This window comes from Mycolicibacterium baixiangningiae (genome assembly GCF_016313185.1).
GTDB lineage: Bacteria > Actinomycetota > Actinomycetes > Mycobacteriales > Mycobacteriaceae > Mycobacterium > Mycobacterium baixiangningiae.
Genome location: NZ_CP066218.1, coordinates 5,981,881 through 6,007,749 on the forward strand (window position 1 = coordinate 5,981,881; position 25,869 = coordinate 6,007,749).

At 64.8% G+C, this 25,869-nt stretch carries 26 protein-coding genes and 2 pseudogenes; 10 read left to right on the forward strand and 18 right to left on the reverse strand.

The features are described 5' to 3' along the window. Positions 1 to 86 precede the first annotated feature (86 nt). Complete coding sequence (locus I7X18_RS28470; RefSeq protein ID WP_193045449.1) at positions 87 to 518, reverse strand: MarR family winged helix-turn-helix transcriptional regulator; 432 nt, start codon at positions 516 to 518, stop codon at positions 87 to 89. A gap of 95 nt (positions 519 to 613) precedes the next feature. Between I7X18_RS28470 and I7X18_RS28475 the strand changes: the two genes are divergently transcribed. Next, entirely contained in the window at positions 614 to 1,702 is a 1,089-nt protein-coding gene (locus tag I7X18_RS28475) for a substrate-binding domain-containing protein (protein WP_198730498.1), read from the forward strand. Positions 1,703 to 1,848: 146 nt separating this feature from the next. Here I7X18_RS28475 and I7X18_RS28480 read toward each other — a convergent pair whose 3' ends face one another. Then, the gene (locus I7X18_RS28480; RefSeq protein ID WP_226863405.1) at positions 1,849 to 2,352 is read right to left on the reverse strand and encodes a TetR/AcrR family transcriptional regulator; all 504 of its coding nucleotides are present in this window, start codon (positions 2,350 to 2,352) and stop codon (positions 1,849 to 1,851) included. After that, positions 2,280 to 2,792 carry a hypothetical protein gene (locus I7X18_RS29780; protein ID WP_226863503.1) on the reverse strand — a complete coding sequence of 171 codons (513 nt, stop codon included), beginning with the start codon at positions 2,790 to 2,792 and terminating at the stop codon, positions 2,280 to 2,282. The genes I7X18_RS28480 and I7X18_RS29780 overlap by 73 nt, the downstream gene beginning before the upstream one ends. Before the next feature lie 77 nt (positions 2,793 to 2,869). Between I7X18_RS29780 and I7X18_RS28490 the strand changes: the two genes are divergently transcribed. Next, a complete protein-coding gene (locus I7X18_RS28490) occupies positions 2,870 to 3,307 on the forward strand; it encodes a PPOX class F420-dependent oxidoreductase (RefSeq protein WP_193045447.1) in 438 nt (145 codons plus the stop codon). Positions 3,308 to 3,559: 252 nt separating this feature from the next. Here I7X18_RS28490 and I7X18_RS28495 read toward each other — a convergent pair whose 3' ends face one another. Then, the gene (locus I7X18_RS28495; RefSeq protein WP_198730499.1) at positions 3,560 to 3,742 is read right to left on the reverse strand and encodes a nuclear transport factor 2 family protein; all 183 of its coding nucleotides are present in this window, start codon (positions 3,740 to 3,742) and stop codon (positions 3,560 to 3,562) included. 229 nt (positions 3,743 to 3,971) lie between these two features. Here I7X18_RS28495 and I7X18_RS28500 point away from each other — a divergent pair, with 229 nt between their 5' ends. The 3 genes from I7X18_RS28500 to I7X18_RS28510 all read left to right on the forward strand — a co-directional run bounded on the left by I7X18_RS28500 (position 3,972) and on the right by I7X18_RS28510 (position 8,607). After that, positions 3,972 to 6,005 (forward strand): toprim domain-containing protein, encoded by a 2,034-nt coding sequence (locus tag I7X18_RS28500; protein WP_193045446.1) that lies wholly within the window; start codon positions 3,972 to 3,974, stop codon positions 6,003 to 6,005. A gap of 9 nt (positions 6,006 to 6,014) precedes the next feature. Continuing rightward, a complete protein-coding gene (locus tag I7X18_RS28505; protein ID WP_193045445.1) occupies positions 6,015 to 8,144 on the forward strand; it encodes a DNA gyrase subunit A in 2,130 nt (709 codons plus the stop codon). 271 nt (positions 8,145 to 8,415) lie between these two features. Continuing rightward, complete coding sequence (locus tag I7X18_RS28510; protein WP_193045937.1) at positions 8,416 to 8,607, forward strand: hypothetical protein; 192 nt, start codon at positions 8,416 to 8,418, stop codon at positions 8,605 to 8,607. A 92-nt stretch (positions 8,608 to 8,699) separates the two neighbouring features. On the opposite strand, the gene I7X18_RS28515 is transcribed toward I7X18_RS28510, so the two are convergent. The 3 genes from I7X18_RS28515 to I7X18_RS28525 all read right to left on the reverse strand — a co-directional run bounded on the left by I7X18_RS28515 (position 8,700) and on the right by I7X18_RS28525 (position 11,322). Beyond that, positions 8,700 to 9,629 (reverse strand): LysR family transcriptional regulator, encoded by a 930-nt coding sequence (locus tag I7X18_RS28515; RefSeq protein WP_193045444.1) that lies wholly within the window; start codon positions 9,627 to 9,629, stop codon positions 8,700 to 8,702. A 161-nt stretch (positions 9,630 to 9,790) separates the two neighbouring features. After that, entirely contained in the window at positions 9,791 to 10,225 is a 435-nt protein-coding gene (locus I7X18_RS28520; RefSeq protein ID WP_193045443.1) for a tautomerase family protein, read from the reverse strand. A 29-nt stretch (positions 10,226 to 10,254) separates the two neighbouring features. Further along, positions 10,255 to 11,322 carry an alcohol dehydrogenase catalytic domain-containing protein gene (locus I7X18_RS28525; RefSeq protein ID WP_193045442.1) on the reverse strand — a complete coding sequence of 356 codons (1,068 nt, stop codon included), beginning with the start codon at positions 11,320 to 11,322 and terminating at the stop codon, positions 10,255 to 10,257. A gap of 273 nt (positions 11,323 to 11,595) precedes the next feature. On the opposite strand from I7X18_RS28525, the gene I7X18_RS28530 reads away from it, so the two are divergent. Beyond that, the gene (locus tag I7X18_RS28530) at positions 11,596 to 12,513 is read left to right on the forward strand and encodes a LysR family transcriptional regulator (RefSeq protein WP_193045441.1); all 918 of its coding nucleotides are present in this window, start codon (positions 11,596 to 11,598) and stop codon (positions 12,511 to 12,513) included. 23 nt (positions 12,514 to 12,536) lie between these two features. Here I7X18_RS28530 and I7X18_RS28535 read toward each other — a convergent pair whose 3' ends face one another. From I7X18_RS28535 to I7X18_RS28545, 3 genes are all read right to left on the reverse strand, one after another. Next, positions 12,537 to 13,715 (reverse strand): acyl-CoA dehydrogenase family protein, encoded by a 1,179-nt coding sequence (locus I7X18_RS28535; protein WP_193045440.1) that lies wholly within the window; start codon positions 13,713 to 13,715, stop codon positions 12,537 to 12,539. A gap of 169 nt (positions 13,716 to 13,884) precedes the next feature. Then, the gene (locus tag I7X18_RS28540) at positions 13,885 to 14,382 is read right to left on the reverse strand and encodes a helix-turn-helix domain-containing protein (protein ID WP_193045439.1); all 498 of its coding nucleotides are present in this window, start codon (positions 14,380 to 14,382) and stop codon (positions 13,885 to 13,887) included. Between the two features lie 423 nt (positions 14,383 to 14,805). Further along, on the reverse strand, positions 14,806 to 15,837 hold the full coding sequence (locus I7X18_RS28545) for an AraC family transcriptional regulator (protein ID WP_193045438.1): 1,032 nt from the start codon (positions 15,835 to 15,837) through the stop codon (positions 14,806 to 14,808). 781 nt (positions 15,838 to 16,618) lie between these two features. Between I7X18_RS28545 and I7X18_RS28550 the strand changes: the two genes are divergently transcribed. Both I7X18_RS28550 and I7X18_RS28555 read left to right on the forward strand, forming a co-directional pair. Continuing rightward, the gene (locus I7X18_RS28550; protein WP_232375360.1) at positions 16,619 to 17,476 is read left to right on the forward strand and encodes an alpha/beta hydrolase; all 858 of its coding nucleotides are present in this window, start codon (positions 16,619 to 16,621) and stop codon (positions 17,474 to 17,476) included. A 169-nt stretch (positions 17,477 to 17,645) separates the two neighbouring features. Continuing rightward, positions 17,646 to 17,969, forward strand: coding sequence for an EthD family reductase (locus I7X18_RS28555; protein WP_193045437.1), 324 nt, complete (start codon positions 17,646 to 17,648; stop codon positions 17,967 to 17,969). Positions 17,970 to 18,188: 219 nt separating this feature from the next. Here I7X18_RS28555 and I7X18_RS28560 read toward each other — a convergent pair whose 3' ends face one another. The 6 genes and pseudogenes from I7X18_RS28560 to I7X18_RS28585 form a co-directional block, all read right to left on the reverse strand. Further along, complete coding sequence (locus I7X18_RS28560; protein ID WP_193045436.1) at positions 18,189 to 18,926, reverse strand: SDR family NAD(P)-dependent oxidoreductase; 738 nt, start codon at positions 18,924 to 18,926, stop codon at positions 18,189 to 18,191. A 254-nt stretch (positions 18,927 to 19,180) separates the two neighbouring features. Beyond that, a pseudogene (locus tag I7X18_RS28565) lies at positions 19,181 to 19,588 on the reverse strand (YbhB/YbcL family Raf kinase inhibitor-like protein); the annotation flags it as partial. 12 nt (positions 19,589 to 19,600) lie between these two features. Next, positions 19,601 to 19,942 carry a putative quinol monooxygenase gene (locus I7X18_RS30200; RefSeq protein WP_193045435.1) on the reverse strand — a complete coding sequence of 114 codons (342 nt, stop codon included), beginning with the start codon at positions 19,940 to 19,942 and terminating at the stop codon, positions 19,601 to 19,603. Next, positions 19,942 to 20,625 (reverse strand): type 1 glutamine amidotransferase domain-containing protein, encoded by a 684-nt coding sequence (locus I7X18_RS28575; protein WP_198730500.1) that lies wholly within the window; start codon positions 20,623 to 20,625, stop codon positions 19,942 to 19,944. Before I7X18_RS28575 ends, I7X18_RS30200 begins: the two co-directional genes overlap by 1 nt. A gap of 234 nt (positions 20,626 to 20,859) precedes the next feature. Beyond that, complete coding sequence (locus I7X18_RS28580; RefSeq protein ID WP_332522607.1) at positions 20,860 to 21,561, reverse strand: SDR family oxidoreductase; 702 nt, start codon at positions 21,559 to 21,561, stop codon at positions 20,860 to 20,862. 99 nt (positions 21,562 to 21,660) lie between these two features. Beyond that, entirely contained in the window at positions 21,661 to 22,443 is a 783-nt protein-coding gene (locus I7X18_RS28585) for a class I SAM-dependent methyltransferase (RefSeq protein WP_232375361.1), read from the reverse strand. Positions 22,444 to 22,682: 239 nt separating this feature from the next. Here I7X18_RS28585 and I7X18_RS29785 point away from each other — a divergent pair. Further along, positions 22,683 to 22,765: pseudogene (locus tag I7X18_RS29785) on the forward strand (TetR/AcrR family transcriptional regulator); the annotation flags it as partial. A gap of 35 nt (positions 22,766 to 22,800) precedes the next feature. On the opposite strand, the gene I7X18_RS28590 reads toward I7X18_RS29785, so the two are convergent. Then, positions 22,801 to 23,952 (reverse strand): ROK family protein, encoded by a 1,152-nt coding sequence (locus tag I7X18_RS28590; protein ID WP_193045433.1) that lies wholly within the window; start codon positions 23,950 to 23,952, stop codon positions 22,801 to 22,803. A gap of 98 nt (positions 23,953 to 24,050) precedes the next feature. On the opposite strand from I7X18_RS28590, the gene I7X18_RS28595 reads away from it, so the two are divergent. Next, entirely contained in the window at positions 24,051 to 25,292 is a 1,242-nt protein-coding gene (locus tag I7X18_RS28595) for an MFS transporter (RefSeq protein WP_193045432.1), read from the forward strand. A gap of 21 nt (positions 25,293 to 25,313) precedes the next feature. On the opposite strand, the gene I7X18_RS28600 is transcribed toward I7X18_RS28595, so the two are convergent. Next, positions 25,314 to 25,817, reverse strand: a complete 504-nt coding sequence (locus I7X18_RS28600) for a MarR family winged helix-turn-helix transcriptional regulator (RefSeq protein ID WP_193045431.1) — start codon at positions 25,815 to 25,817, stop codon at positions 25,314 to 25,316. Positions 25,818 to 25,869: the final 52 nt, after the last annotated feature.

The following is a 25,869-nucleotide window of genomic DNA, read 5'->3' on the forward strand; positions in this document are numbered from 1 at the left end:
GAAGCGATGCCACGGGCACTGGGAACCGATGGGCCGATGACGTCGCACGGCGGTCCAGGGGCCTCCAGCCCGTTATCGGCGGGCCGCTACACCGAAGCGTCGGTGGCGACCGCGGCAGAGCCGTCGAACAGTTCGGCCACCAATTCGCACAGTTCGGCCAGGCGCTGTAGTTGGCTGACGCCATAGAGGGTGTCGCATCGATCCAGCGCTTCCGCCAGCATGCGGTGTGAACTAGTCCCCCGGGGCGTCAGGCGGACGTTGATCCGGCGCCGGTCGACCGTGTCGATTCGGCGGTATACGAGGTTGTTGGCGACCATTCGGTCGACCATTTTGGTCAACGCCGGCGGCAGAATCGATGTCGCGTCGCTGATCGAGGACATCACCCGAGGTTGTCCGTCTCTCAACAGGTCCAAGATGCGCCACTCATCGAGCGAACAACCCTCGGCCGACAGGACCTCGCGGACGCGCTCCAGCAACACGTTCTCCGCGGCGCTGAGAGCGAACGCCGCCCGGCTCACCGTTCCCAATTGTCGTCACCTCCGGTTTCGTTTACCGTAGCGGTTTGTCGGGCACGTTGCGCCAGGGAGTCCGAGTGGACGGGATGGCTCGAGTCATGAAAAGTTCTTCCACCAAGAGCGATGCCATCGTGGTCGGTGTCGTGAATCCGATGCAGGGACCGCTCGGGATAATCGGGCCTGCGGCGCAGATGTGTGCGGAGTTGGCGGCCGAAGAGATCAACGTCGCGGGTGGGATCCTTGGCCGCGAGCTCGAGCTCATGCATCTCGACGGTGGTGCTCCGACACCGGCGATACGCGCCGAAGTCACCGAACTCGTCATGTCCGGATCAGTGCAAGCGATCGCCGGCGTGCACACCTCTGCCGTGCGGGAATCCCTGATGACGGCGATCGGCGGAACCATCCCCTACATCTACAACTCCCTTTATGAGGGCGGCGAGCGCACGCCAGGCCTGTTCGTCACCGGCGAGACACCGGAGTATCAGCTTCTGCCGGCGTTGACCTTGTTGAGCAGGGAACGCCACATCGAGCACTGGGCGCTGGTGGGCAACGATTACGTATGGCCACGTCGCACCGCCGCAGCGGTACAGCGGCATTTGGCGGCAACCGGCAGCGGCGTGCTGCTCGGCGAGATGTACACGCCCCTAGGGTCTCCCGACTTCGGACCGGTCCTGGATCGTCTCGGACGCTCGCAGGCCACCGGCGTCATCGTGTTACTCGTAGGGCAAGACGCCGTAGAGTTCCACCGCCAGTATGGAGCCCGAGGCCTCCATGCCAAGGCGCTGCGCGTCACACCGCTCATGGACGAGAACATGCTGCTCGCGGCCGGCGCGCACGCCTGCCGCGATTTGTTCGTCGGCGCCGGATACTTTTCGTCGCTGCACACCACCGACAGCCTCGACTTCATCAGCAGATTCGCACGTCGTTTCGGTGTCGAATCGCCCATCGTCGGGACCATGGCCGAGTCCTGCTACGAAGGCCTGCACCTCTTGGCCACCCTAGCGGGCGCGGCGGGCACGCTCGACGTTGCAGCGATGCAAACCCTTTCTGACACAATGGTTTACGAATGCGCACGTGGTGTGCAGCGCTTGCATGCCGGCCACGCTGCTCCCACGACATACCTAGCCGAAGTCGACGGACTGGAGTTCGACGTGCTCACCGAACTGACCCCTGTCACACTCCCCTAACCGGTACGTGGGGCAGCCACCCCCACGGCGTAACGAACGGATCGGCGGACACAGCGATGGTTACGCCGGTTACCCCCCGCTGACGCGAAACCAGTTGACTGCCATATCTATTGGAGGGCAACAGTCCGAATACCAGTCAGATGCGGTCAGGCGTGCGAAACGTCGAAGACCAATTCGATTGCCTGCTCACCTGCGGTACTGATCACAGAAGTCGATGCGCCTTGGGTGCGGGTGGACTCCATGCCGCGCAGCAGCGTCAGCAGCAGGCTGGCCAGTGCCCGCGTGTCTCGGCCCGCGGATATGTCGCCGTCGGCCTGTGCCTCCGCCAAGGTGGCGGCCAGATCCCGGCGCCAGGTGTCCAGCATGCGTTTGGTGTGCTTGGCCACTTCCCGGTCGGAGGATGCCAACTCCGCGGCGCTCTTCGATACGAGGCAGCCCCGCCGGTTGTGGTCGGCCAGCGTCATCTGCACGAGCCGCCTAATGTGGCCTGTCAAGCGCTGTTTCGCAGAACCATCGGCCAGGCGCAGTTCGTGGTGATTGTGCTCGACCATGGATTCCACGTAGCCATCCAACGCCTTTACGTACAGGGAGTGCTTGTCCCCGAAAGCCCCGTACAGGCTGCCGCGACCAAGCCCGGTGGCCGCGACCAGATCATCGACGGAGGTGGCGGCGTAGCCGTGCGACCAAAAGACGTCACGCGCGCCAGATCCCGATTCTGATCGCTGGATCCGGCGCCAAGCGCACACTGCCCGCCGTCGCAGGCCACGCCGATATCTGGCATACGTTCCTGGAGATCGACGACTTCAAGAAGGCAACCAAGATCGTCGACGAACTCGCCGAACAGGCCGGCCGATCTGGCAGCGAGATCGAACGCTCCGTCACCTGGCGCAGCGCGGACACCGTCGACGCCTACCTCGACGCCGGGGCGACCACCTTCATGTGCGAGATCCACCCCAACCCCACCGACGGATTCGACTTCACCGTCCTCGAAGAGATGCTCACCTGGCGCGACCGCCAACGCTGACACCGGCAACACCGCCGGAGCGGCGAGATTCTTACTCGTGTCCGGGCCGACGGAGTCGTAGGCCATCAGCGGGGTGGCCACCGTTCTCGGAAACAGCCGGAAGTCTGGGAATAAGAACGAGCGGCGCCGCGGCTATGCACCACATGAATCTCGACGGGTCCGCTCGCGCGCTCATCGGCTCCGGGGCTGACGCTACGCTGGTCACCCTGAACCCCGACGGCAGCCCGCAGGTCTCGGTGGTCTGGGTGGCGTTACGGTCGGCGCCCGAAGGCGATGAACTGGTGGCCGCTCATCTCCACGAGTACCGCAAGACGCGCAATATCCGCCGCGACGGGCGGGTCGCCGTCACCATCCTTGCCCCCAAGATTTCGGGACAGCCGACGCCGTACCTGTCGATCATCGGTACGGCACGAATCATCGAGGGCGGAGCGCCCGCACTGTCCGCCGAGTTGGCTGAGGCGATGCTCGGTTCGAGCGAGCACTTCCCTCCTCCCAACGCGGACCCTGGATTCGTTACACGCATCCAGATCGAGAAAGTCGGCGGAAGCCTCGTCGACCCGCCCATCGCCCGGAGTACATGACCCGGTGATTTCACCGTCTGCACCATCCAGCGTGGCTGCAGCTATGGGGCGAGCTGACGTTCGAGTTGCTCGACATCGTGCAGGTTCGACATGTGCACGAACCGTCCGCCTTCTACTTCGTAGAGCGCGACCTCGCTGATCTCGAACGACCCACCCGGTGGGTTCCACGCCCAGCCACTCCTTCACAGGGGTGCCAGTATTGGTCAGTCGTGCAGCCAAGCGACTGCCGTGTACCAGCGATTCCTCTAATTCTCAGTGGAAGTCGGGGACTGCATCGACGATGCTCATGAGGTCCGCAATGACGTCGTCACGGGTCCCCGGCTTGCCGTGGTGAGCGGTGCGGTCGCTGATGAACTCGTCCATGCGTTCAAAGGCACGATCGTTGATCGCTTCAATGTAGCGACGGTACATCTCGCGTAGATCGATGTCGGACACGGCCTGCCTCAGCCTCCTGCGCTCGCTCGACCATCGCGGGAGAGACTTCAGCCGTCAACGGTCCATGGTTCAATCGGTGTCAGCCATCCATGTCGAATGGTCACACCACACCGACCTTCGACTGAACCGGCTGATTCCCCGAATTCGGCCCCGGAGTGCGCTGAGATGTCGGACCTGCCGTCTACGATTCCTGCGGCACCCCACCCGGCATTGATGGAGAAGACGAGCAGTGAGTTACACCGCCGCTGACATCACCGAGCTCGACGATGTCCAGCACACACGCCTGCGGCCGGCGGTGAACCTCGGCCTGGATGTGCTCAACACCGCATTGCGCGAGCTGGTGGACAACGCGGTCGAAGAGGTCGCCGATCCCAGCCACGGCGGGTCGACCGTGACGATCACCCTGCACGCCGACGGGTCGGTCAGTGTCGCCGACGACGGCCGCGGCCTGCCCGTGGACTCTGACCCGGTGAATGGGAAGAACGGCATCGTCAAGACGCTGGGTACCGCGCGGGCGGGCGGCAAGTTCTCCGTGCATGCCGACGCGGCCAGCACGGGCGCCGGTCTCAACGGAATCGGCGCCGCCGCAGCGGTGTTCATTTCCGCGCGGACCGATGTGACGGTGCGCCGGGCCGGCAAGAGCTACCTGCAGAGTTTTGGCGGCGGCTACCCTGGAGTGTTCGACGGCAAGGACTTCGACCCGAACGCCCCGTTCACCCGTGCCGATACGCAGAGGCTGCGGGGCACCGGCAACCGCAAGCCCGACGCGCACGGCACCACGGTCCGCATCCTGTTCGATCCGGCCGTCGTGCCGGATTCCAGCGTGGACATCAACGAGGTGCTGCTGCGAGCGCACGCCGCGGCACGGATGTCGCCGGGGGTGCACCTGGTAGTTGTCGACGAAGGCTGGCCCGGCGACGAGATCCGGCCCGAGTTGGTCGAGCCGTTCAGCGGTCCCTGGGGTACCGACACATTGCTGGACCTCATGTGCGTGGCCGCCGGCACGCCTGTGCCCGACGTGCGGGCTGTGGTGGAGGGGCGCGGTGAATACACCACCGGGCGTGGCCCGACCCCGTTCCGTTGGTCATTGACCGCCGGACCTGCCGAACCGGCCACCGTGGCCGCATTCTGCAACACCGTGCGCACCCCCGGCGGTGGGTCCCACCTGACGGCCGCGGTGAAAGGGCTGTCGGAGGCGTTGGCCGACCGCGCTTCCCGCATGCGCGACCTCGGCCTGGCCAAAGGTGAAGACGGTCCGGAGGCACAGGATTTCGCCGCGGTCACAGCGCTGGCCGTCGATACCCGCGCGCCCGATGTGGCCTGGGACTCCCAAGCCAAGACCGCGGTGTCATCGCGGTCGCTGAACCTCGCGATGGCCCCGGATGTGGCGCGCGGCGTCACCATCTGGGCGGCCAACCCCGCCAACGGCGACACCGTGTCACTGTGGACCAAGCTGGCGCTGGAGGCCGCCCGAGCACGGCGCAGCGCCGAAGGCGCCAAAGCGCGGTCCCGAGCGGCGTCGAAAGCCAAAGGTCTCGGCACGAACCTGTCCCTGCCGCCGAAGCTACTGCCCAGCAGGGAGACCGGGCGCGGGTCGGGAGCCGAGCTGTTCCTGTGCGAGGGTGACTCCGCACTCGGCACCATCAAAGCGGCACGCGACGCCACCTTCCAAGCCGCTTTCCCGCTGAAAGGCAAGCCGCCCAACGTGTACGGGTTCGCGCTGAGCAAGGCGCGGGTGAAGGACGAGTTCGACTCGATCGAGCGCATCCTGGGATGCGGGGTGCGCGACCACTGTGACCCGGAACAGTGTCGCTACGACCGGATCCTGTTCGCCTCCGACGCCGACCCCGACGGCGGCAACATCAACTCGAGTTTGATCTCGATGTTCCTGGACTTCTACCGCCCGCTCATCGAAGCCGGAATGGTCTACGTGACGCTGCCGCCACTGTTCGTGGTCAAGGACGGCACCCAGCGGATCTACTGCCAGGACGAATCCGAGCGCGACGCCGCCGTCGCCCAGCTGCGGGCCACCTCCAAACGCAAAGTGGAAGTGCAGCGCAACAAGGGACTCGGCGAGATGGATGCCGACGACTTCTGGAACACCGTGCTGGATCCGCAGCGGCGCACCGTGATTCGAGTGCACCTCGACGATGGTGAAGCAAAGCTGCACCACACTCTGTTCGGCGGGCCGCCGGAGGGCCGCCGCACCTGGATGGCCGATATCGCTTCCCGGGTCGACACCTCTGCTCTGGACCTCGACTAGGAGAGCGATGTGACCGCCGTCATCGAGCAGAACCCCGACCTGGTGCTCGAACAGAGTGCTGACGACTACTGGAACCACTATCAGCTGACCTTCGCGCTCTACAGCGTCAGTGACCGCGCCATCCCGTCCGCGTACGACGGACTCAAACCGGGCCAGCGACGTCTGCTTTACCAGATGCACGACTCGAAACTGCTGCCCGGCAACAAGCCACAGAAGTCCTCCAAGGTCTGCTCCGCAGTCACCGGCAACCTGCACCCGCACGGTGGCGCGTCGATGTACGGGGCCGCGGCGCTGATGGCCGCCGAGTTCCAGCGCGTGAAAGTCATTGACGGGCAGGGCGCTTTCCCACGCATCCAGGGCGACATTCCTGCCGCTGACCGCTACACCGAGATGCGGTTGTCCGCACCCGGCGCGGCACTGACCGCCGAACTCGACGACCACGCCGTGCCGATGGTACCGACGTTCGACGGTGAGTGGACCGAGCCGACGGTGTTGCCGGCCCGGTGGCCGGTGCTGCTCTGCAACGGCGCGATGGGCATCGCCGAGGGCTGGGCCACCAAAGTGCCAGCCCACAATCCACGTGAGGTCATGGCCGCCTGCCGGGCGCTGCTGAAAACGCCGAACATGACCGACGACAGGCTACTCAAGCTCATCCCCGGTCCGGACTGGGGCTGCGGCGCGACGGTGGTCGGCGAGACCGGGCTGCGGGAGTACATCACCACCGGACGCGGCGCCTTCACCGTGCGCGGCACGGTGTCGGTCGACGGAAAGAACGTCATCGTCACCGAGCTACCGCCCGGCGTCGCGAGTAACACTGTGCAGGAGCGGATCCGAGCCCTGGTGGAGTCCGGCGAGATGTCCGGGGTGGCGGACATGTCGGATCTGACCGACCGCCGCAACGGACTGCGCATCGTGGTCACCGCCAAACGTGGCCACAGCGTCGAGCAGATCCGGGAACAGCTGCTCGCGCTGACCCCATTGGAGTCGACGTTCGCCGCCAGCCTGGTCGCACTCGACGAGAACCGGGTGCCGCGCTGGTGGTCGGTGCGCGAATTGATCGCCGCATTCCTGTCCCTACGCGACTCAGTGGTGCTACACCGCAGCGAGTATCGGTTGGAGAAAGTCACCGCGCGACGCCATCTGGTGTCCGGTTTGATGACGATCCACCTCGACATCGATGCCGCGGTCGCCGTCATCCGCGGCTCCGACACCGTCGACGAGGCCCGCCAGGGCCTGCAGCAACGGTTCGCGATCGACGCGGTGCAGGCCGATTACGTTCTGGCGCTACAGCTTCGACGACTGACCAAGCTCGACGTCATCGAACTGCAGGCCGAGGCCGAGAGACTGGATGCTGAGTTCGCCGAATTGACTGAGCTGGTGGGCGATGCCGACGCCCGCCGGAAGGTGATCGACCAGGAGCTCGTGGAAACCGCAAAACTGTTCAAAGGCCCCGAGTTCGACCGTCGCACCGTGCTGGACTTCGAGGCCACACCGGTGACCTCCAGTGCCAGTGAGGACGGGCAGCGCGAGCGGAAGGTCAACGCGTCCTGGCGCCTGGATGACCGCGGAGTGTTATCCGACAGCCACGGTGAGCTGCTCACTTCGGGCCTGGGTTGGGCGGTGTGGACCGATGGTCGCGTCAAGTTCACCACCGGCAGCGGCTTGCCGTTCAAGATCCGCGACATCCCGGTCGCCCCGGACATCACGGGGCTGCTGAGCTCGGGGGTGCTCCCGCTCGGTCACCATCTGGCGCTGGTGACCCGGCACGGGAAGGTGCTGCGCATCGACCCCGCCACCGTGAATCCACAGGGTGCGGCCGGCAACGGCGTGGCCGGAGTGAAGTTGACGGGTGACGGCGACGAGGTCATCGCGGCGCTGCCACTCACGTGTGAGAACGGCGAAGCTCTCCTGTCTGTCTCCCAAAAGGGTTGGAAGGTCACCGAAGTCGCCGACATCCCGGTGAAAGGCCGCGGTGGTGCCGGCGTCGGGTTCCATCCGTTCGCCAACGGCGAGGATGGGCTGCTTTCGGTGTCCGTGTCGGCGACCGGGTTCGTGCGCGCCGGAAAGCGGGTGCGTGCCGAGGGGCGCGCGAAGGCTTCGGTCAAGAGTTCCGGGAGGGACATCGCCCCTGCCGGGTAGACGGCACAGATCTCGTAGCCGTCCTGGATTACATGCTTCCCGCCACGTTCGCGTCGTCGCGAGCGATCGGCTGCTTAGCCCGCGATCGAGTCTCGAGCGTCTAGCATCGCCAGGTCCGCCGCCGAGCGCCCGGCGCCCAGGCCGACGGAATCGTAGGCCACCAGCGGAGTCGCCATCGTTCTCGGGAACAGCCGGGTGAATGCCTCGTCGGCCGCGACTTTACGCCACCAGTACGGGCAGCAGCCGCCGGTCGTCGCGTTGCAGTTCGTCGGTGACCGAGGAACTGGCGGCGGTGGCGCTGGTGCAGACCGTCGCCCAGGCCAATCGGTGCCGGACCGTCTGGATCAAAGACTTGGGTTGCGTCGTCACCGTGGGTTCAGAGACCGACCTGAACCTCGTCGATGTGCTCACAACGTCACTTCTGCTGCAGGCGAGCCGGGCGATGTTGATCGCAGCCAGGTAGGGGTGGTCGATCCAGATTCGGCGTGAACTGGCGACGGGTGCTCGGCCTCTCCGACACACTGGTCTACGAGTGTGCTCGCGGTTGCCCCTGCGTCATATCGGGTCCGGGGTAGTCCGGAACGGATCACCGGGAGGTAGCCAACCCGTCTCGCCATCCGATTGCGGGGTGACCACACCACGGGTGAGCGCGTCGATCACTGCGTGCACCGCCGGTCGATCGTCATCGAGCCGCCAGACCAGCGACCACGTCCACATCGGAGCGGGTTTGACGATCGGGCGTTGGACGAGATCGCGTGGCAATTGCGCGGTCTGGCCCATCGGCGAATTCAGGACCGGCCGCCGCGTGCGGCGCACGTGTTCGAAGAACGTGGGCCCGGTGATTCCACCGTCGGCAATATCGAGTGTGGATGCACCGGATTCCTCTGCGAACATTTCTCCGTAACGGTTCCACGACCACCAACTCGCCCCGTCTGCGTCGAGCAGTACCAGTACGTCTTTGGCCCGTACCGGGGACTCGTCTACCCCGACGCTCACCGCGTACAGACGGTCCATACCGATCAGGTGCGCCCCGAGGCCTGAACTTTCCAGGTCCGCAGTCTGCACCCAACAGATAGCAAGGTCGAGGCTGCCTTCTGCGACCCGTGCAGCCTGGATATGGGACGGCATGACCCAGTTGTCGACCTGCAGATGTGCCACTGTCGCAGTGCGTTCCGCCCAATCGATGGGGCACCAGGCGACGTATCCAAGGCGAACCGGCGCCGTGGAGGTCATGCCAATCGCTTCTCTCCGCATCTCATCTGCTTGATCCACCAATGCCCGGATATGGGGCAGAAGTGCCGCACCGCCCGGCGTGAGGGATACGCCCCGTCGATCTCGATCGAGCAAACGCACCTTGAGATCACGTTCGAGCACCTTGATCTGCTGCGAGAGCGACGGCCCTGCGATGTGCAGCCGTTCCGCGGCACGGCCGAAATTCAGCTCTTCGGCGACGGTCACGAAGTAGCGCAGGTGTCGAAGCTCCACCCTCGCGATCCTAGTCCAGCTCGGAACTCATTGCGCTCAAACCGATTACATCGACGATTTGCCAATCGGGCCGGTCTACGAAGGGAGGCGCGCCGGGTTCAGCACCCGGCGCGCCTCCCCCGTTCATCGGGTCCAGCTTGGTGGCGTCGCGCCAGAAGCCGCTACACAGGCTTTTCGTCGTCGGGCGGATTGCGCAGGTCATCCAGCACCACCGGGACTCCGAACAGACCCCAGTCCTGAGCCGGGACGTCGCGGATCAGGACATAGGCGGGTACGCGTTCATCTGCCGGGATGTCGGCATGTTTGCGAACGCTGTCGGTGATCGACGCGATCAGCTTCTTCTTCGCCTCGGCATCCAAGCCGCCGTCGACGATGTTGACCTCGAAGCTGATGACCTTCGTCCCACCAGGCTTCCCACCGTGATAGACCCTTCCGGCAGGAAACTCTCTGGCGTAGACCCAGGTGGTGCTACGGACGAAGGGCGTGTTCGGCAACCCCTCGCACTCCAGTCCGGCCGTCGTGATGTCGTCGGCAAGTGCGTCGATCGCGCCGTCGGCGAACGTCCCCTCGGGGTAATTGATATAGATCAGTGGCATTGATTCACTCCCTTAATCGGTTGATACGCTCAGAATTTCGTGATGACGACGTAGCCGCGGGTTCCGAAGTCGGGCAGCACGTCGAAGACGCCCTGCACGTCGTCGAAACCGATTTCACGGCGGACGTGTTGGCGAGGGGCCAGTTTCCCGTGCTGGATCATGGCCAGCAGTTCGGGGTAGTCCGCGTGGGGATTGCCGAGACTGCCGGAGATCGACCATTCCTTGGCGACGATCTTGTCGATGGGGATGGTGAGATTGCCGTCCTCGCCGCGCGTGGTCAGCCCGACCGTGGCCAGTCGGCCTCCCTTCTGCAGCGACTCGAGCGCTGTCAGGGTCGCGTCGTTCATCCCGACCGCATCGATCGATACCTCCGAACCAATGCCGCCGTTGACGGCCTGAACACGCTCGCCGACTTCAACCGGAGTCAGGCCGTCGGAGTTGAAGACCTCCATCGCACCGAGTTTCGTCGCCTCAACCAGCCGATCCGGCTGCTTGTCGACAGCGACGACCTGCGCACCCAGGGCAGACGCGATCTCGACTGCGGCGAGCCCCACACCCCCGAGGCCCACAACCGTGACAGTCTCGCCCGCACGCACCGACGCTCGTGTGCGGACTTGACGGTAAGCCGTCATGTAGCGACAACCCAGCACCGCCGCGTCGAGTTCGGTGACCTCACTTGGAAGGGGAATGCAATTCAGGTTGGCGTTCGGTACGCGGACGTACTCCGCGAAACCACCAGAGCCTTCGATCAGAAACGGCCAAGCCCAGTTGTCGCAGAGATTCTGGAGGCCCTTCCTGCAGTATCGGCAGCCACCACATGCGAGATTGAACGGCACAGTCACTCGGGTGCCGACCGGCAGCGCAATCACCTTGCTGCCGACGCTCTCGACCACGCCGCCGATCTCATGACCCAACGTCGTAGGAAGCGGAGGATGAAGCCCGATCCACGTCCAGTCGCCGTTCCATACGTGCCAGTCGGTGCGACAAACTCCGGACGCAGTGACCCGGATGAGCGCGTCCTCATCCCCGATCTCCGGAACAGGTACATCGCGTACCGCCAAGCGTTTTCGAAAATCATCCATCTGCACAGCGCGCATGTGGCCTTCCGTCCCTTCGTACTTTTCTGCGGTTTTCGGGACCTGGCACGGCCGGACCATCGGATCAAGTTCCGGCTTCCTGTGCCGCGTAAATCGGCCCCTCGCCAATCCTCAGCGGCGCCGGCCCAGAATGAAAGGACGGCGTTCCTCTCAGCTTGGAGCTAGGACCTCACACGCGAGATTGGCGAGACCGCCTACGTCGCCCAATAGGCTGGGCACCGACTCGACAAGTTCGCCGTCATCTGCCGCTATTCTGAGATAACGTGGCCTGCTATGGAGTTCAGGCAGCTGCGGTACTTCGTCGCAGTCGCGGAAGAGCTGAACATCGGCCGCGCAGCGCAGCGCCTGCACCTTGCTGCTCCGTCGCTCTCGCAACAGATCACGGCGCTCGAGAACGACCTCGGCGTACAGCTATTCGACCGAAGCCGCCAGGGCGTCAGTTTGACGCCAACCGGTGCTGCGCTGTTATCCAAGACCCGGGCACTGCTCGACAGCGCAGACGATCTGAGTGAGCGCGTCGCCAGCGTCAGAACAGAATCGCCGGTTCGACTTGGATACGTGGTGTGGTGCCCGTCTGATTGGGCCGAGCGTGTCGCCGGCGTCGCGCAGATGGCGATCGACGTGTGGACGTGCCCCTCGCACATGTTGGCGGTAAGAGTTGCCGAGGACACTCTCGACTTGGCCATCTGTTGGGTGCAGACCTCAGACCTGGAGACCTTGGGTCTAGAGGCGTATCTGTTGGGGGTCGAGGAAATCTCCGCGTTGAGTACGGGGCCGGGCTCCTCACGAGTCCAAGCGGCCGATGCGGTGGTGCTGACCGACAGCAGTAATGACAGCTGGTCATCGTGGAACCGTTACGCCACCTTGTTCGCGAAGGACACTGGTGCCGCCCTGGAACACATCCACGACGGTGGCATCACCGGCACGGCGTTCTTCAACCATGTCCGTCGACTCCACGGCCCGGTGTTGAACTCCCCAGTGGGACAGTCCATGCCATTTCCCCGCGATCTACACCGGCGCCCGATCGTCGCGCCTACGCCGCTGTGGACGTGGTCGCTTGTGGTGCGCCGAGATTGCAAGCGCGCTTCGGTACGTGCCGTCATAAAGGCTTTGACCCGGGATGTTCAGCATCCTGAGCTCGCCGATGGCCAGCACTGGTTGCCGCCTGGTGACCCACACGGCCGGCCATAGCGCTGCGCATCGATCTTGGTCGGCTACTCGACACCAACGAGGCTGCGCGCGTACGCCTCGGCAGTCATATACGAAGTCAGCGCGCCGTGGCGGGTTCCGACCGCGAGGTCGCGCCACATCCGCTGCAACGGATTCGACGTCGCGAAACTGCTCGACCCGTGCAGATCCAGCAGCAGCTCGACGGCTTGCCGGCACTGCTTGGCCGCTGAGATCAACTCCATCCGCAGCTCCGCCTCCTCGACCGCGCTCAGCTCACGCTGCCCGGGACTCAAGCCGTCGATCGTCGCGGCGATGTGCAAGACGCTCCGGCGGGCGCCCGCGAGGAGTAGCGTTGCTTCGGCGAACAACTGTCTGGCCGTCGGCGACTCGGTCATGTTCGCATACGCCGACATCGGCGGACGGCGCTCGGTAAGGATCGAGGCGACGTGGTCCAAGGCGGCCTGCGCAACCCCTAGCAGCGGTGCGAACGTTCCCACGGAGACGGCCACGAACCGGCCCATCGCCTGGGCATCAGCCAAGTCCGGCTGCATCACGTGCGACGCCGGGACGAACACGTCGTCGGCCACCAGGGTGTGACTGCCGGTGCCGCGCAAACCGGCCATGTCCCATGTGCGATCGATGGCCAAACTCGACGTCGGTACCAGTACCGTTGTGGACGCCATCGGCCCCATCGGTTGGTCGCGCATCCGATCGCCATCGAAGATCGGGGCACCCAGCACCGCCCACTGCGCATCCTCACAACCAGAGGCGTAGCTCCACCGGCCCGACACCCGCAACCCGCCGCCCGGCACCTCGGTGGACCGCCCCGTCGGATGCGCTGAACCGCACAGCCGGACGTCGGGATCGGCGAAGAACTCGTCGCGGGCCGCCTCGCTCATGAACCGCTGGAACATCCACTTCGCGTCGCCCGAGACCGCCGCGACCCAGGCCGTCGACCCGCAGCCCCGGCCCAGTTCGGCCACCACCCGCACCGTCGTCGTGGTGTCGGCCTCGACGCCGCCGTAGCGACGGGGCGTGGACAGCGCGAATGCACCGGCTTCGGCTGCGGCGGCCGCACTTTCGGGTGCCACGCGTAGGTCGCGCTCGGTCTGCTCGGCGTGTGCGGCCAGCGTCGGCACCGCAGCGCGCGCCCGGGCCACCAGTTCCTCGGTTACCGCCAGTTCCTCGGTTACCGCGTCCTGGCGTTCAACGATCTGTGTCATGCGTCCTCCGATGGGTACTGCTCGTTCTGCGTGGTCGGAAGCCCGATCCTCACGAGCCTCACCGCAAAGTAGCGCCAACCGAGCGCGTGCCGCCGAGATCGTTGCCGGTATGGCAACGCCCCTCGATGCGGCAGCGATCAGACCCGGCGCCGAGACGTGATCTCGGCTTTCACCGCACGACGAACCTCTCGCCAGCCGGTCCGATGAGCATCAGGATCTCGGTCACGCCCTCCCCGGTCGATCCGGTCCAGTGCGGCTCGGTCGTGTCGATCTCCATGGCCTCACCGGACTCGAGAACAACGTCGCGGGCCCTCAGCCGCACCCGCAGCCGCCCGGAGAGCACATAGACCCACTTCCATCCACTGTGCGTGGGCAGGGGCTGCGGAGGCACCGAATCAGTCGGCGAGTAGACCACCTTGTACGGCTGCGGAGTCACCGTGCTGCGGGTCAGCCGCCACGCCACCATGTCGGTCGTGTGGATCACCCGCTCGCTAGGCACCTCGTGGCCGGCGTATCCCGGGAACCCGAGCACCTCGTCGAGGGTGATGCCATAGGTCAAGGCGATCCGCAACACGAGTTCCAGGCTTGCCCGCCGATCGCCGGTCTCGATGCGAGACAGCATGCTCGCCGAGCTGCCGACATGGGCTCCCAGAGTGCTGAGCGACATGCCGCGCTCGCGGCGCAGAGCGCCGAGCCGAGGGCCCAAGTCGGCCAGGATTCCGGAGAGACTGTCTTCGTCGCCGTTTCGAAGCCCACGAACGTGACTCGCAGACGAACTCCCGTTGCCTCGACCGCTCAGCGGTGTGCCATTGTCGCCTTCTTGCACTAGTCATTCCTCGTCAACTGCTCGGTCGCTATTGCGCCAACTCACCGCGGCGCCGTTACGGAGAACAACATCAAGCACGTGGCATTACTTCCTCGAAGTCCCAGTTGGGCCGCGGGGAAGGCGCGTCGTACTGCGGGCCCCCTCCATGCGGGCATCCCGGTTGCGCGCCGGCCCGTCGAGTCATCCGAAGTCAACCTTCTGCCATCGATGCAGAGTGTCGTTGGGAGGCGGCCGGGACGTTGGAGCGCTAGCGCCCGTGTCTGATCACCCGCATCGGCGGGAACTGGTGACCGCGTCGGTCCGAGTCGGCGAAACCGACCCCATGTTGGGTGCCTGGTACACCATGGCCCGCGCCATGCCAGGTGTGATGCCGAATCGGCCGCGGAATTCCCGTATGAAGTGCGAGGCAGTTGTGTACCCGACCGCGCGCGCCACATCGGTGACGCCGAGGTGGCCCTCGTCGAGCAACCGCTGAGCCCGCTCCATTCGCAGGGTCTTGACGAACTGATAGGGCGATTGGCCGGTCATGTCGCGGAACGCTCGGGAGAATGCCGACGGGCTCAGGCATGCCTGGGCGGCCAATGCGTCGACCGTCAGCGGCTCGGCCAGATGTGTGGAGATGTAGTCCACGACTGCTGACATCGGGGCCCCGACGGGTTGCCTTGACGCCAGTTGCAGCACGTTCGAATCATGGTTTCGCTGCACCAGGCGGTACACCAATTCCTGCACATGAAGCGGTGCCAAGACGTGTCGGTCGCTGACGTTCCACAGTGATGCCAAGAAACGCAGGACCGTGTCGGCGAGCTCCGGGTCGAGTTCGGATACCGCGGCCCGCTGGTCCGAATCGCCGAACTGCCCAGCCGCCGGCGCCGCGCCGCGCATGTTGGATGCCACCGACCGGATGAGCTGCGGATTTAGGTGCAGGACAAAAGACAGAACTGGCTCTTGTGGTGAGGCTTTCACGATATGGCAGTCGAGATGTCGTGCGCTGTCGAATACGACATAGCTGGAGTGGGCGGATAGATGCTGTCCACCGATGCGCACATGGGTTCGCGGTGCTCGGATGATGACGCCGACAGACAGTCGTCGACTTTCGTTCCAGCGCAGTGGACTTGGACGCGATAGTCGATAGGTATGGGAGTCAGGCCATAGGCCGGCGTTGACGCCTTCGGTGTGCGCATGGGCGCTCAGTACGTCCAACAATGACGGCCCATAATCAATCTGTCGGTCCGCGAACAACCCCCGCCTGGCCGAAGGAGCCTGGGGCGTGAGGCGAAAATCGCTGCTGTGCGACACAGTAGCTCCGTCGTCGCATCCAAGACCTGGTACGGCCGGCGCGTCACTTCCGCACACTGGCCGTCCCTCCCTTTCTCTGGCTGCGCTTGGCACTAATGGATTCGAGACAGGAGCCTGATCCGAGATGCGGCTGGAGATTGCTCCCTCGGCGCCGACGAACCTCGGCTGCCTGGGCAGCCGCCATGGACTTCGTCACGCCTGGCCCGTCGATACCTGTAGTCATGTCCGCGCGATCATCGGAGTCGGATCGTCCTCGGCACCGATACCACGGAGATCGGTTGCTTGTTCGGGTCTACGATGGCGGTCCCCACATCGTCGCCGCGTTGAACAGGTCCCGCACCAGGCGACAACCCACACCCCGGGTTGCACCGGTTACGAAGATCTCCATCCACGCACCTCCCAGTAGTCCTGCCTGACCGTCGAATTCGCATTCCATGATGAGCCCCCGCTCGGATTCCGGAAAGAAGGTAAATACTTCCACCAGAGAGGGGCAGACTCAGAACCGAAACCGCTGCAGGGTCTCATACGAGGAGTCTCGCCACCGTTGGCCCGTCGCCAGCTCACTTGTCGGAGCTTGGGCGCCCATCGCACTGGCCATCCTTCGCCTACTGCAGGGGCTGGGCGTAGGTGGCGAGTGGGGGCCGCCCTGCTCGTGGTCGAGCACGCAGACAACACCACCGGTCGCAACGTGGCGGCACTGCAATCGAGACTGGAATGCGCTATCAAACAGTCGTTTTCGATGGTCATCGGCGCGTGACGCAACGTTAGGCTCGCAGTTGGCGTGACGATCGCCCTCAGCAGCAACCACCCAAGGAACGAAGGTCGGATGAAGAACGTGATTCGTTGTGGTGCGGCCGCGCTGGCAACCCTCGCGGCCATTGCGGCCGGCACGGTTCCAACGTCGCAAGCCTCGCCCCCCGAACGACCCACCGTTGTGATGGTGCATGGCGCCTGGGCCGACACCTCGAGCTGGGATGGCGAGCTCAATGCGCTGAAGGACAAGGGATACGCAGCGCGAGCGATTGCCAATCCGCTCCGGAACCTGATCACCGACGCCCGCTCGGTGGCCTCGTTTCTTGCGACGATCAATGGGCCCGTCGTCCTTGTCGGGCACTCCTACGGGGGCGCGGTGATCAGCGAGGCGGCGGCCAGCAGCCCAAATGTGAAGGCGCTGGTCTTCGTCGACGCGTACATCCCGGAAGTCGGCGAATCCGTCAGCACCCTGAACGGCGACGGCTCTGTCATCTACTCCCTGACAGAGCAGCAGCTCTTCGACACATTTCCCGACCGTGACTCCCCAGACGGGGCCATCGACCTGTTGCTCAAGAAAGACGTCTTTCAGCAGCACTTCGCGAGCGACTTACCGGCTGAGCACAGTGCAAGACTGTGGGCCAGCGAACGGGTGACTTCGACTGCGGCGCTGAAAACCTCCAGCACGACGACCGCATGGAAGACAGTGCCCTCTTGGGCCTTTGTGAGCACCGGTGACCAGATCATCACAGCTGGCTCTAAACACGCGATGGCGCAGCGAGCAGGCGCCCACATCACCACCTTCGAAGGCGGCTCACACGTCACGCTGATCAGCCACCCCGACGCGGTTGCAGCGGTCATCGAATCCGCCGCCACCGGCGTTGCGTGACCTCCCAGAGGCCGCCAGTACGGTGCCCACTTAGCGGTCGTTCCTACTTACTGGTCTGGTGTGCGCGTTTCTGCCTCCACGCCCTGAGCCGGGAAACGTTGAGTAGCGCTTGAACGTCGTTGTCCAATAGAGAGATAAGCTCGCAGAGCCGACTTCCAGGGAGCCCACCATGCCAGAAACCAAGATTACGGCCATCTACGACAACCCCCGCGATCCCGCGGCATTCGAAGCGGCCTACGAGTCAGAACAATTGGAAGCTGCCCGTCGCATTCCAGGACACATACGCTTCGAAGCATCCAAGGTCTGGCCGAAGGAGGACGGCAGCCCTACGCCTGCCTATCGCATGATCGACCTCTATTTTACGGATTACGCCTCAGCAAGTGCTGCGGTGCAGACGCCGGAGGCGGGCGCATTCTTTGAGGCGCTGAGCCGGTTGTCCACAGGCGGTTTGCGAGTCCTGTTTTCGGAAATCGAGATCTCCACGGGCTACTAAAGGACCTGGAGCGGTTCAGCTGGTCCTGCAGCCTCCGTCTACCGTCTTCAGCGTCAGGAACACATCTCCAGCGACGCCGGTTCAGGACGCCCGGATCATGGCGTAATCCCCTGGCGTAGTGGAAAATCGAGTACGTCGGTGGCAGGATCACCCAGCCCATCCACTTCGCCCGCCACAGCACCGGCATGAGGGTCCGCAGGAACACGCTCCGCTCCCGCGTCAAATTGCCCCGGCGCCGCCGTCGACGTGGAGTAACTGGCCGTTGACATAGCTGGAGTCATCGGAGGCAAGAAAGAGGGCGACCGTCGCAACCTCGTCCGGCTGGCCGACCTCGCCGCGCGGAACCATGGCCTCGACCTGCTTCCGCGTCTCGGGATTCGCCGTCGCTTCTTCCATCGACGGTGTCAAGACCAGGCCCGGACTCAACACGTTCACCCGGATCCGCCTGTCCTTGAGCTCGTTGAGCCATACCCGGGCGTAGGCGTGCAGCGCAGCCTTGCTCGCCGCATACACACTCCAGCCGGGCAAACCCTTAATCGAGGAGACCGAAGACGTCATGACGATCGAACCGCCGTCGTTGAAGAGCGGCAGAGCCTTCTGCACCGTGAACAAGGTCCCGCGCGTATTCAGCCCGAAGGTCTGATCGAAGTGCTCCTCGGTGATCTCACCCAGCTTGACTTCCTCGCCCACTCCGGCGTTCGCATAAAGCACGTCGATACTGCCCTTTTCCTGCTTGACCGTCTCGAACAGCCGGTCGAGGTCCGCCAGGTTGGCGGCGTCGCCTTGCACGCCAGTCACGTTCCGGCCGATCAGCTCCACGGCCTCGTCCAACGCGTCCTGTCGCCGGCCCGTGATGAAGACGTAGGCCCCTTCTTCCACGAACAGCTTTGCGCTGGCCAAGGCCATACCGCTTGTCGCGCCGGTGATCACCGCAACCTTGCCATCGAGCTTTCCCATTTCAACTCCGTTCTCGTTCTGATCGTCGATCAACCCGACGGGTCGTCTCCGACTGTCAACCGCGGGCGCCTCGGCCTTATGCCTGGAGCCTCTGCGGCTGAGGGTGTTGTTGACGGGCGTCTTCGCATATCTCATCGCGCACGCCTGCCGCGGGCCGACTCACCGCAGGGAGTCGGTGGTGCGGCCGGGTTGTTGCGGCCGACTCGGCAACGCTCCTGTGGTCACTACCCGCTCCATCCCAACGCCGTTCGCCGTTACTTCTGTTCGTAGACGCCATGAATCACCGCGCGCGCGATGGCCGATCCGTACAACTGAAAGCCGAGAAATGCCGGTGTGGACTCCGCGGTCACATCCAGCTTCTCGACACCGACAGCGTGTACGGCCACGTAGTATCGGTGGGGGCCATGACCTGGTGGCGGGGCCGCGCCGATGTATCGCCGGTAGCCCGCGTCATTCGCCAAGGTGATGGCGCCGCTGGGCAGACTCGTGGGCCCGCCGTCTCCGGCGCCAGCCTCCAGTTCGTGGACAGTGGCAGGTAAGTGAGCCACCGCCCAGTGCCAGAATCCGGACGCGGTGGGCGCGTCGGGGTCGAACACGCTCACGGTGAAACTACGGGTGCTGTCGGGAAGGCCAGCCCAGCTCAGCTGAGGCGAGATGTCTTCGATTCGGACTGTTCAGCGTTCGGGTAAGGGTTGTGTTGGGCTGTGAGCTCCCCCCGCGTCGCGGGGTTGCAGTAGCTCTACTGTTCTATCCGTCAGTAGCGGACGGATTCGTCCGACGACCAATTCCTGGTAGTGAGACGAATTCATGTGCGCGTCGAGGGCGGTGCTGTCGCGGTAGTGCTCAACAAGCACGACGTGCGTCGGTTCTTCTGTGTCTTGAAGGATCTCGTACCCCAAGCAGCCAGGCTCGGCTAGTGACAGCGGACGCACGGCAGCCGCATACTCGAGGACCTCGGGCAGGTCAGCCTCGGTGGTTCGCCAGTGCGCGACGACGACGATCGTCGGTGCGGGCATTACGAGGCCCTGAGCGCGTCAGCGAGCGCTTCGCCGATGGCGGCGCCCGATTGTGGATTCTGCCCCGTGATCAACCGACCGTCGACTACTGCCTTGGAATGCCAGGGCTCCGCCGCTTCGAAGAGGGCGCCTTCGTCACGGAGCGCGGTTTCGAGGTCGAAAGGCACATCTTCCTTGGCGTAGCCATCCTCTTCGGCTTTGGAGAACGCGGTGAGCTTGCGGCCTCGCACAAGCGGAACTCCGTCTACGGTGACGCCAAGGAACGCCGACGGGCCGTGACACACGGCGGACACGATCAGACCTGCTTCCCAGGCGCGGGTGACGACCGCTTGCACCTCGGGATTGCCCGTGATGTCGACCATGGGGCCCAGGCCACCGGGGAAGAGGACGGCGTCGTAATCGAGCACGTCGACCTCTGAGAGCTTGCGGCTGCGCGCAAGCCGGCGATAGGCCTTCGAGTCACGGAAAGCCCGCTGGGTGGGATCGTCACCGTCGAATCCATCCTCCGGCGGTTTCCCGCCCAGCGGCGAGGAGAACTCGACTGCTATGCCGGCTTTGTCGAGTTCTTCTACCGGGTGGGCGATCTCGGGGAAGAAGTAGCCTGTTGGTCGGTGGTTCGGGCCGATGACAGCGGCGTTGGTGGCGACGATGAGTACGTAGGGAACAGACATGACGTGCTCCATTCAATTGGTGAGTTCAGGACACTCAATCGCGAGCCGCATGACCGCATCCGCAGTGTTCTGGTGATGCGGGCGCCGGTGACTTCTGCGGTGCGTGACTGCAATGACAACACACAGGCCGGTGCATAGATACTGGTTGAGTCCGCATCACCCCAGAACCGATCATCATACGGTCGAAACACGATAGTGAGCTGCTGTATCGCCCTGCCACCCTCCATTGGTGTGGCGGGATTCTGCTCAAACCTTCAGCGCCTGGATCGCTTCGGGGATCCGGTGCGGGCCGTCGGTGAGTTCGAGGACAAGGCGAGAGACCGTTGGGTGGTGAACCAGCTCGGCCAAAGTGGCGGCCACGTTGTCGCGAGACACCGTCGTATGTATCAGCGCGCGCGATAAAGAGACCGTGCCGCTGCCGGTGCGGTCAGTGAGTTCGGCGGGACGCAGGATCACCCAGTCGAGATCGCTGGCCGCCAATTCGACGTCGGCCTGCTTCTTGACTGCGAGGTAGTGTTCGAACCCTTCGGAGCGTGGACGCTCGCGCCAGGCTTCCGGAAACGCCGACACCAGAATGAAGCGTCGGACATCGGCTGCTTGGGCAGCCGCGATGGACTTCGACACGCCGTGCCCGTCGATACCTGTCGTCATCTCCGCGCTACCGCCACCGGCCCCAGCGGTAAAGACCAAAGCATCCGTACCGGCGACCACCGAAGCCAGGTCGCCCTCGGTCATGGTCGCCAAGTCGGCATCGAACGGCTCGGCACCCATATCACGGAGAGCGCTTGCTTGGTCGGGTCGCCGGTGCAGGCCCCCCACATCATCGCCGCGTTGAACCAATTCCCTCACTAGGCGGCGACCCACACCCCCGGTTGCACCTATCACGAAGACTTTCATCCTGGCACCTCCCAGTAGCCCTGCTCGCCAACCGAATTCGCACTCCATCATGAGCCCCGGATCAGACGCCGGAAAGGAGCAAAAGGCTCCCACCAGAGAGGGACAGCCTCAGAGCCGAAAACCGCTGTCGAACAAGGCTCGATTGCGGGGTCAGGCGCGACGGCCGATTCCGGCCACCATGAGCGGCGTGCTCAGGCGGACGTCTTGTGTGAAACGGGCAGCCGTCGCCGCGGCCTCCCCGGCCGAGATCAAGCCCTCGCCGACAAGCTTGTCACGCACACTAGCGAACGAGAGCCTGAAGAAGTCGAATCCCGGCGAGCCGGAGTCGATGATTCGAAAGCGGCCTTCTCCTCGGACGTCCGTCAGCCCCGCGTCAGCAAGGTCACCGATGACGCGTCGACCGTAATTCCTCTCAAAACCCGCTCGGGCCATGAGCTCCATAAGAGCCTCGGCGACATGGACCAACGCCCCTCCGTCGTCATCATCATCAACCAGCCCGAAGGTAGTCCAGTCCATGTCCTCGACTACCATCCAGCCCCCGTGCCGCAGCGTTGCAGCCAACCGGCCCAGAATCTGTCGACGGTCGGGAAGGTGTTCCAATACGAGGCGGGCGTGGACCAGATCGAATTCCGCATGCGGGAGTTCCTCCTGGCCGATATCCGCACGAAGCACGGTAATCCGTTCGGACTGCATGTGATCGATGAAGCGGGTGTCGATGTCAATCGCGGTCACCGCGGCGCCGCGCTCAGCTATCCACTCGACGAGCGATCCGCCACCGGCGCCGATCTCGAGGCAACGCCAACCCTCGCCGAGTCCCAGTTCGGCCATCACCTGCTTGCTCCCCGGATCCCATAGTGCTTCCATTGCCCCCAGCCGAGAGCGTTCCTCGCTGAACTCGCTGCTGAACAAGTAGCCCTGTGTTTCATTCGCCACAGTCCTGTGAACGATTCTGTCGAACAATCGATTCCGATTCAGCTGGTTCTATGACTACCCGGAAACGGAGGGGCTGGTGCAAGGAGTCGCTGGTTATCTGGACTAGCCGGGGGCCACCTGGACGTCAGACGGTGAAGCCGCCGTCGACGTTGAGGTGCGCACCGGTGATGTAACCGAACTCCAGCCCCGCCACGAAGGGCCCGCGGGAGTTCGATCCCGACCAGGTCGAGGACGCGGCGATGAGTTGTTTTGGCAACACGGCTTCGCTGGCGTGCCCATCTGCGACCTCACGGCCGCGACGGGCGTCAGTCGTCGGAGCATCTAGGCCGAGTTCGGCTCCAAGGTGAACCTGGCTACCTAGCCGAGGGCCACCAACTTGTCGACGGCGCTGGGGCTGAGCACCTCTTCGAGCACCATGGTCGCCGTGCCGACCACGGCCGAGTGCCCGGCGTGGGCGGCCTGTACGACCTCGAGTTCGCGAGTGGACATCGCGGTCGCGTTGCGGTACAGGGTTTCTCGGAGTCCAGCGACGAAAATCTCGTAGGCCCCCGCTAGATCGCCGGCGATGACGAGCACCTTCGGGTTGAGCAGGTTGACCGCCGCGGCGACGACTTCGCCTATGTGCCTGCCACTGTCGCGGATCATGCGGCGGACCTCCGGATCGCCGGCGTGCGCGAGTTCGACGACGTCGCGCATGTGCCGCACCGAGTACCCACGCTGCTGTAGCGCGTGCACCACCGCCCAGCCCGCCGCGATCGCCTCGAGGCAGCCCGTGTCACCGCACCGGCACGAAAGTCCCGCTGCCGCAGGGGTCTTGTTGTGGCCGAACTCGCCCGCCGCCTGGGAGGCACCCCGCTGCAGCGCGCCGCCGGCGATGATGCCGGCGCCCAACCCCGTCGAGAGCTTCAGGACCAGCAGGTCGTCGATGCGCTCCAGTTCGCCGCCACGCTCACCGAGGGCGATGGCGTTGGCGTCGTTGTCCAGCAGGACCGGGGCGTTGGAGAGTCCCTCGAAGTACGGCCGCAACCTGACGCCGTCCCAGCCGCGCAAGATCGGCGAGTCCCGGCTGCAACCCCGTTCACGGTCGACGGGCCCTGGCAGGCTCACGCCGATGCCGTACACCGGCACGTCCGCGTGATCGGCAAGGAGCACGTCGAGCTGCTTGACCACATCGGGCAGCAGGTCGTCGGGGCCGAGTGCGACCTCTTGGTCAATGTCCGCGGTGGCGACGATCTCACCGGCGAGGTTGCAGACCGCCATGCGTGTGCGGCTGATCCCAATCGCGACGCACAGCACGATGCCTGCGTCCGCGTCGAAACTCAGCGTGGTGGCGGGCCGTCCCCCGGTCGAGGGCGCACGCTCGGCCTCCGCGACCAGCCCGAGTTCCAGGAGCGTGGCCACGCGGGCCGTCACCGCCGTGCGCGACAGCGACGTCCTCGCCACCAGTTCCGCGCGCGTGGTGACCCGCAGTTCACGGATCAGGGCGAACACTTCGCCGACGCTCGTCACCCCTCGATTCAACCCCACCGACGTAAGCTTCGCCACTTTCGCCCGTCAAGGACGAAAGTTTGTTGTTGACATGCATAAGTAGGTCTACCGTCGAGACCATGACCCGAGCCCTGTCGCGCCCGTCTGGACCCATGTCCGTCGTGGCACCCGACCCGACCGTCCGGTGGCTCGCCGTGATGGCACTCGCCCTGGGCGGGTTCGGCATCGGCACCACCGAGTTCGTCGCGATGGGCCTGCTCCCCGACATCGCAGCCAGCTTGCGCATCACCGAACCGGTCGCCGGCCACGTCATCTCCGCTTACGCCCTGGGCGTCGTCATCGGCGCGCCCCTGATTGCCGCGCTCACCGCGCGCATGCCGCGCAAGACACTGCTGCTCGGGCTGATGGTCCTGTTCACCGTCGCCAACCTGGCCAGCATGTTCGCCCCGTCCTACGCCACGCTCATGGCGGCGCGCTTCATCGCCGGCCTGCCACACGGGGCGTTCTTCGGGATCGCAGCCCTGGTGGCCGCACACCTGATGGGCCCGCGTAACCGGGCCAAGGCCGCCGCCTACGTGCTGAGCGGACTCACCGTGGCGACCGTCCTCGGCGTGCCCGTGGCGTCGTGGCTCGGGCAACACTTCGGGTGGCGCAGCGCCTTCGCGTTGGTCGTCGCCGTCGGCGCCATCACGCTGGCCGCGATCTGGTTTTGGCTGCCCGACATGCGCGGTATGCACGTGACAAGTCCTCTCACCGAGCTCGGCGCACTCAAGCGAATACAGGTCTGGCTCGCCCTGCTGGTGGGGATGGTCGGTTTCGGCGGCATGTTCGCGGTGTACACCTATGTGTCGACCACGCTGACCGACGTCGCCGGAGTGTCACGCGGCCTGATCCCGTTGGGCCTCATGGCGTTTGGTTTGGGCATGGTTATCGGCAACCTGGTGGGTGGCCGCATGGCCGACGTCTCGGTGGTCCGCGGCCTCTACGCGTCGCTGACGTCCCTGGGCATCGTGCTGGCGCTGTTCGTCTTCGCCGCCCACAACCCGTGGACGGCCATGCTCGGCCTGTTCTTCATCGGCGCGACCGGTTCGTCGATCGGGCCCGCCCTGCAGACCCGGTTGATGGACGTTGCGCACGACGCACAGACCTTGGCGGCCGCGCTCAACCACTCCGCGCTCAACATCGCCAACGCGGCAGGCGCCTGGATCGGCGGCATGGTGATCTCCGCGGGTCTCGGCTACACGGCACCTGCCGCAGCGGGCGCGGCGCTCACGCTCGCAGGTCTGGTCGTGCTGACCGTGTCGGTGCTTCTGCAGCGATGGACCGACCGCCGACTCAATGCGCCGACGGATGGACGGTGACGGATCCGGGTGTGGCGCTGATCAGCAGTGCGAACCGGAGTCGTCGTCGGCAAGGCACGGGTGACTATTGGCCGGTGGCGAACACGCCGCTGTTTCTCCAACGGCACGGATCAGCAACCGGTACAACACCGCGTGCTCGTCGTCATCGAGCGTGCTGAGCATCTGCCGCTCCACATCGAGGAGCACGCCTTCGACCTCGCCGAGACGGGCCGCCCCGGTGGCGGTCAAAGCGACAGTGTGCCGGCGGCGGTCCTGGGGCGAGCGTCGGCGCTCGATGAGTTCGGCGGCCTCGAGTTCGTTGAGCAGTCCGACCACATTCGTCGGGTCGATCCTGAGCATCCCGGCGAGATCGGATTGCGGCCGTTCGCCGAAGTCCCGCAGCAGCGTCAGGGCGACCACGTGACGCGCGCGCAGGCCGAATTGCTCGATCTCCGACTCCGACGCCGCCCGTAAGCGGCGGGCCAGGTGTTCCAGGAGTGGGCCGACCAGCTGCCAGTTCGGCGAGACGATGGGCAACTCGGTCACAGGGCCGAGTCTAGGGGAATGGATCAGCGGTCGATTTGGTATAGATAGTTTG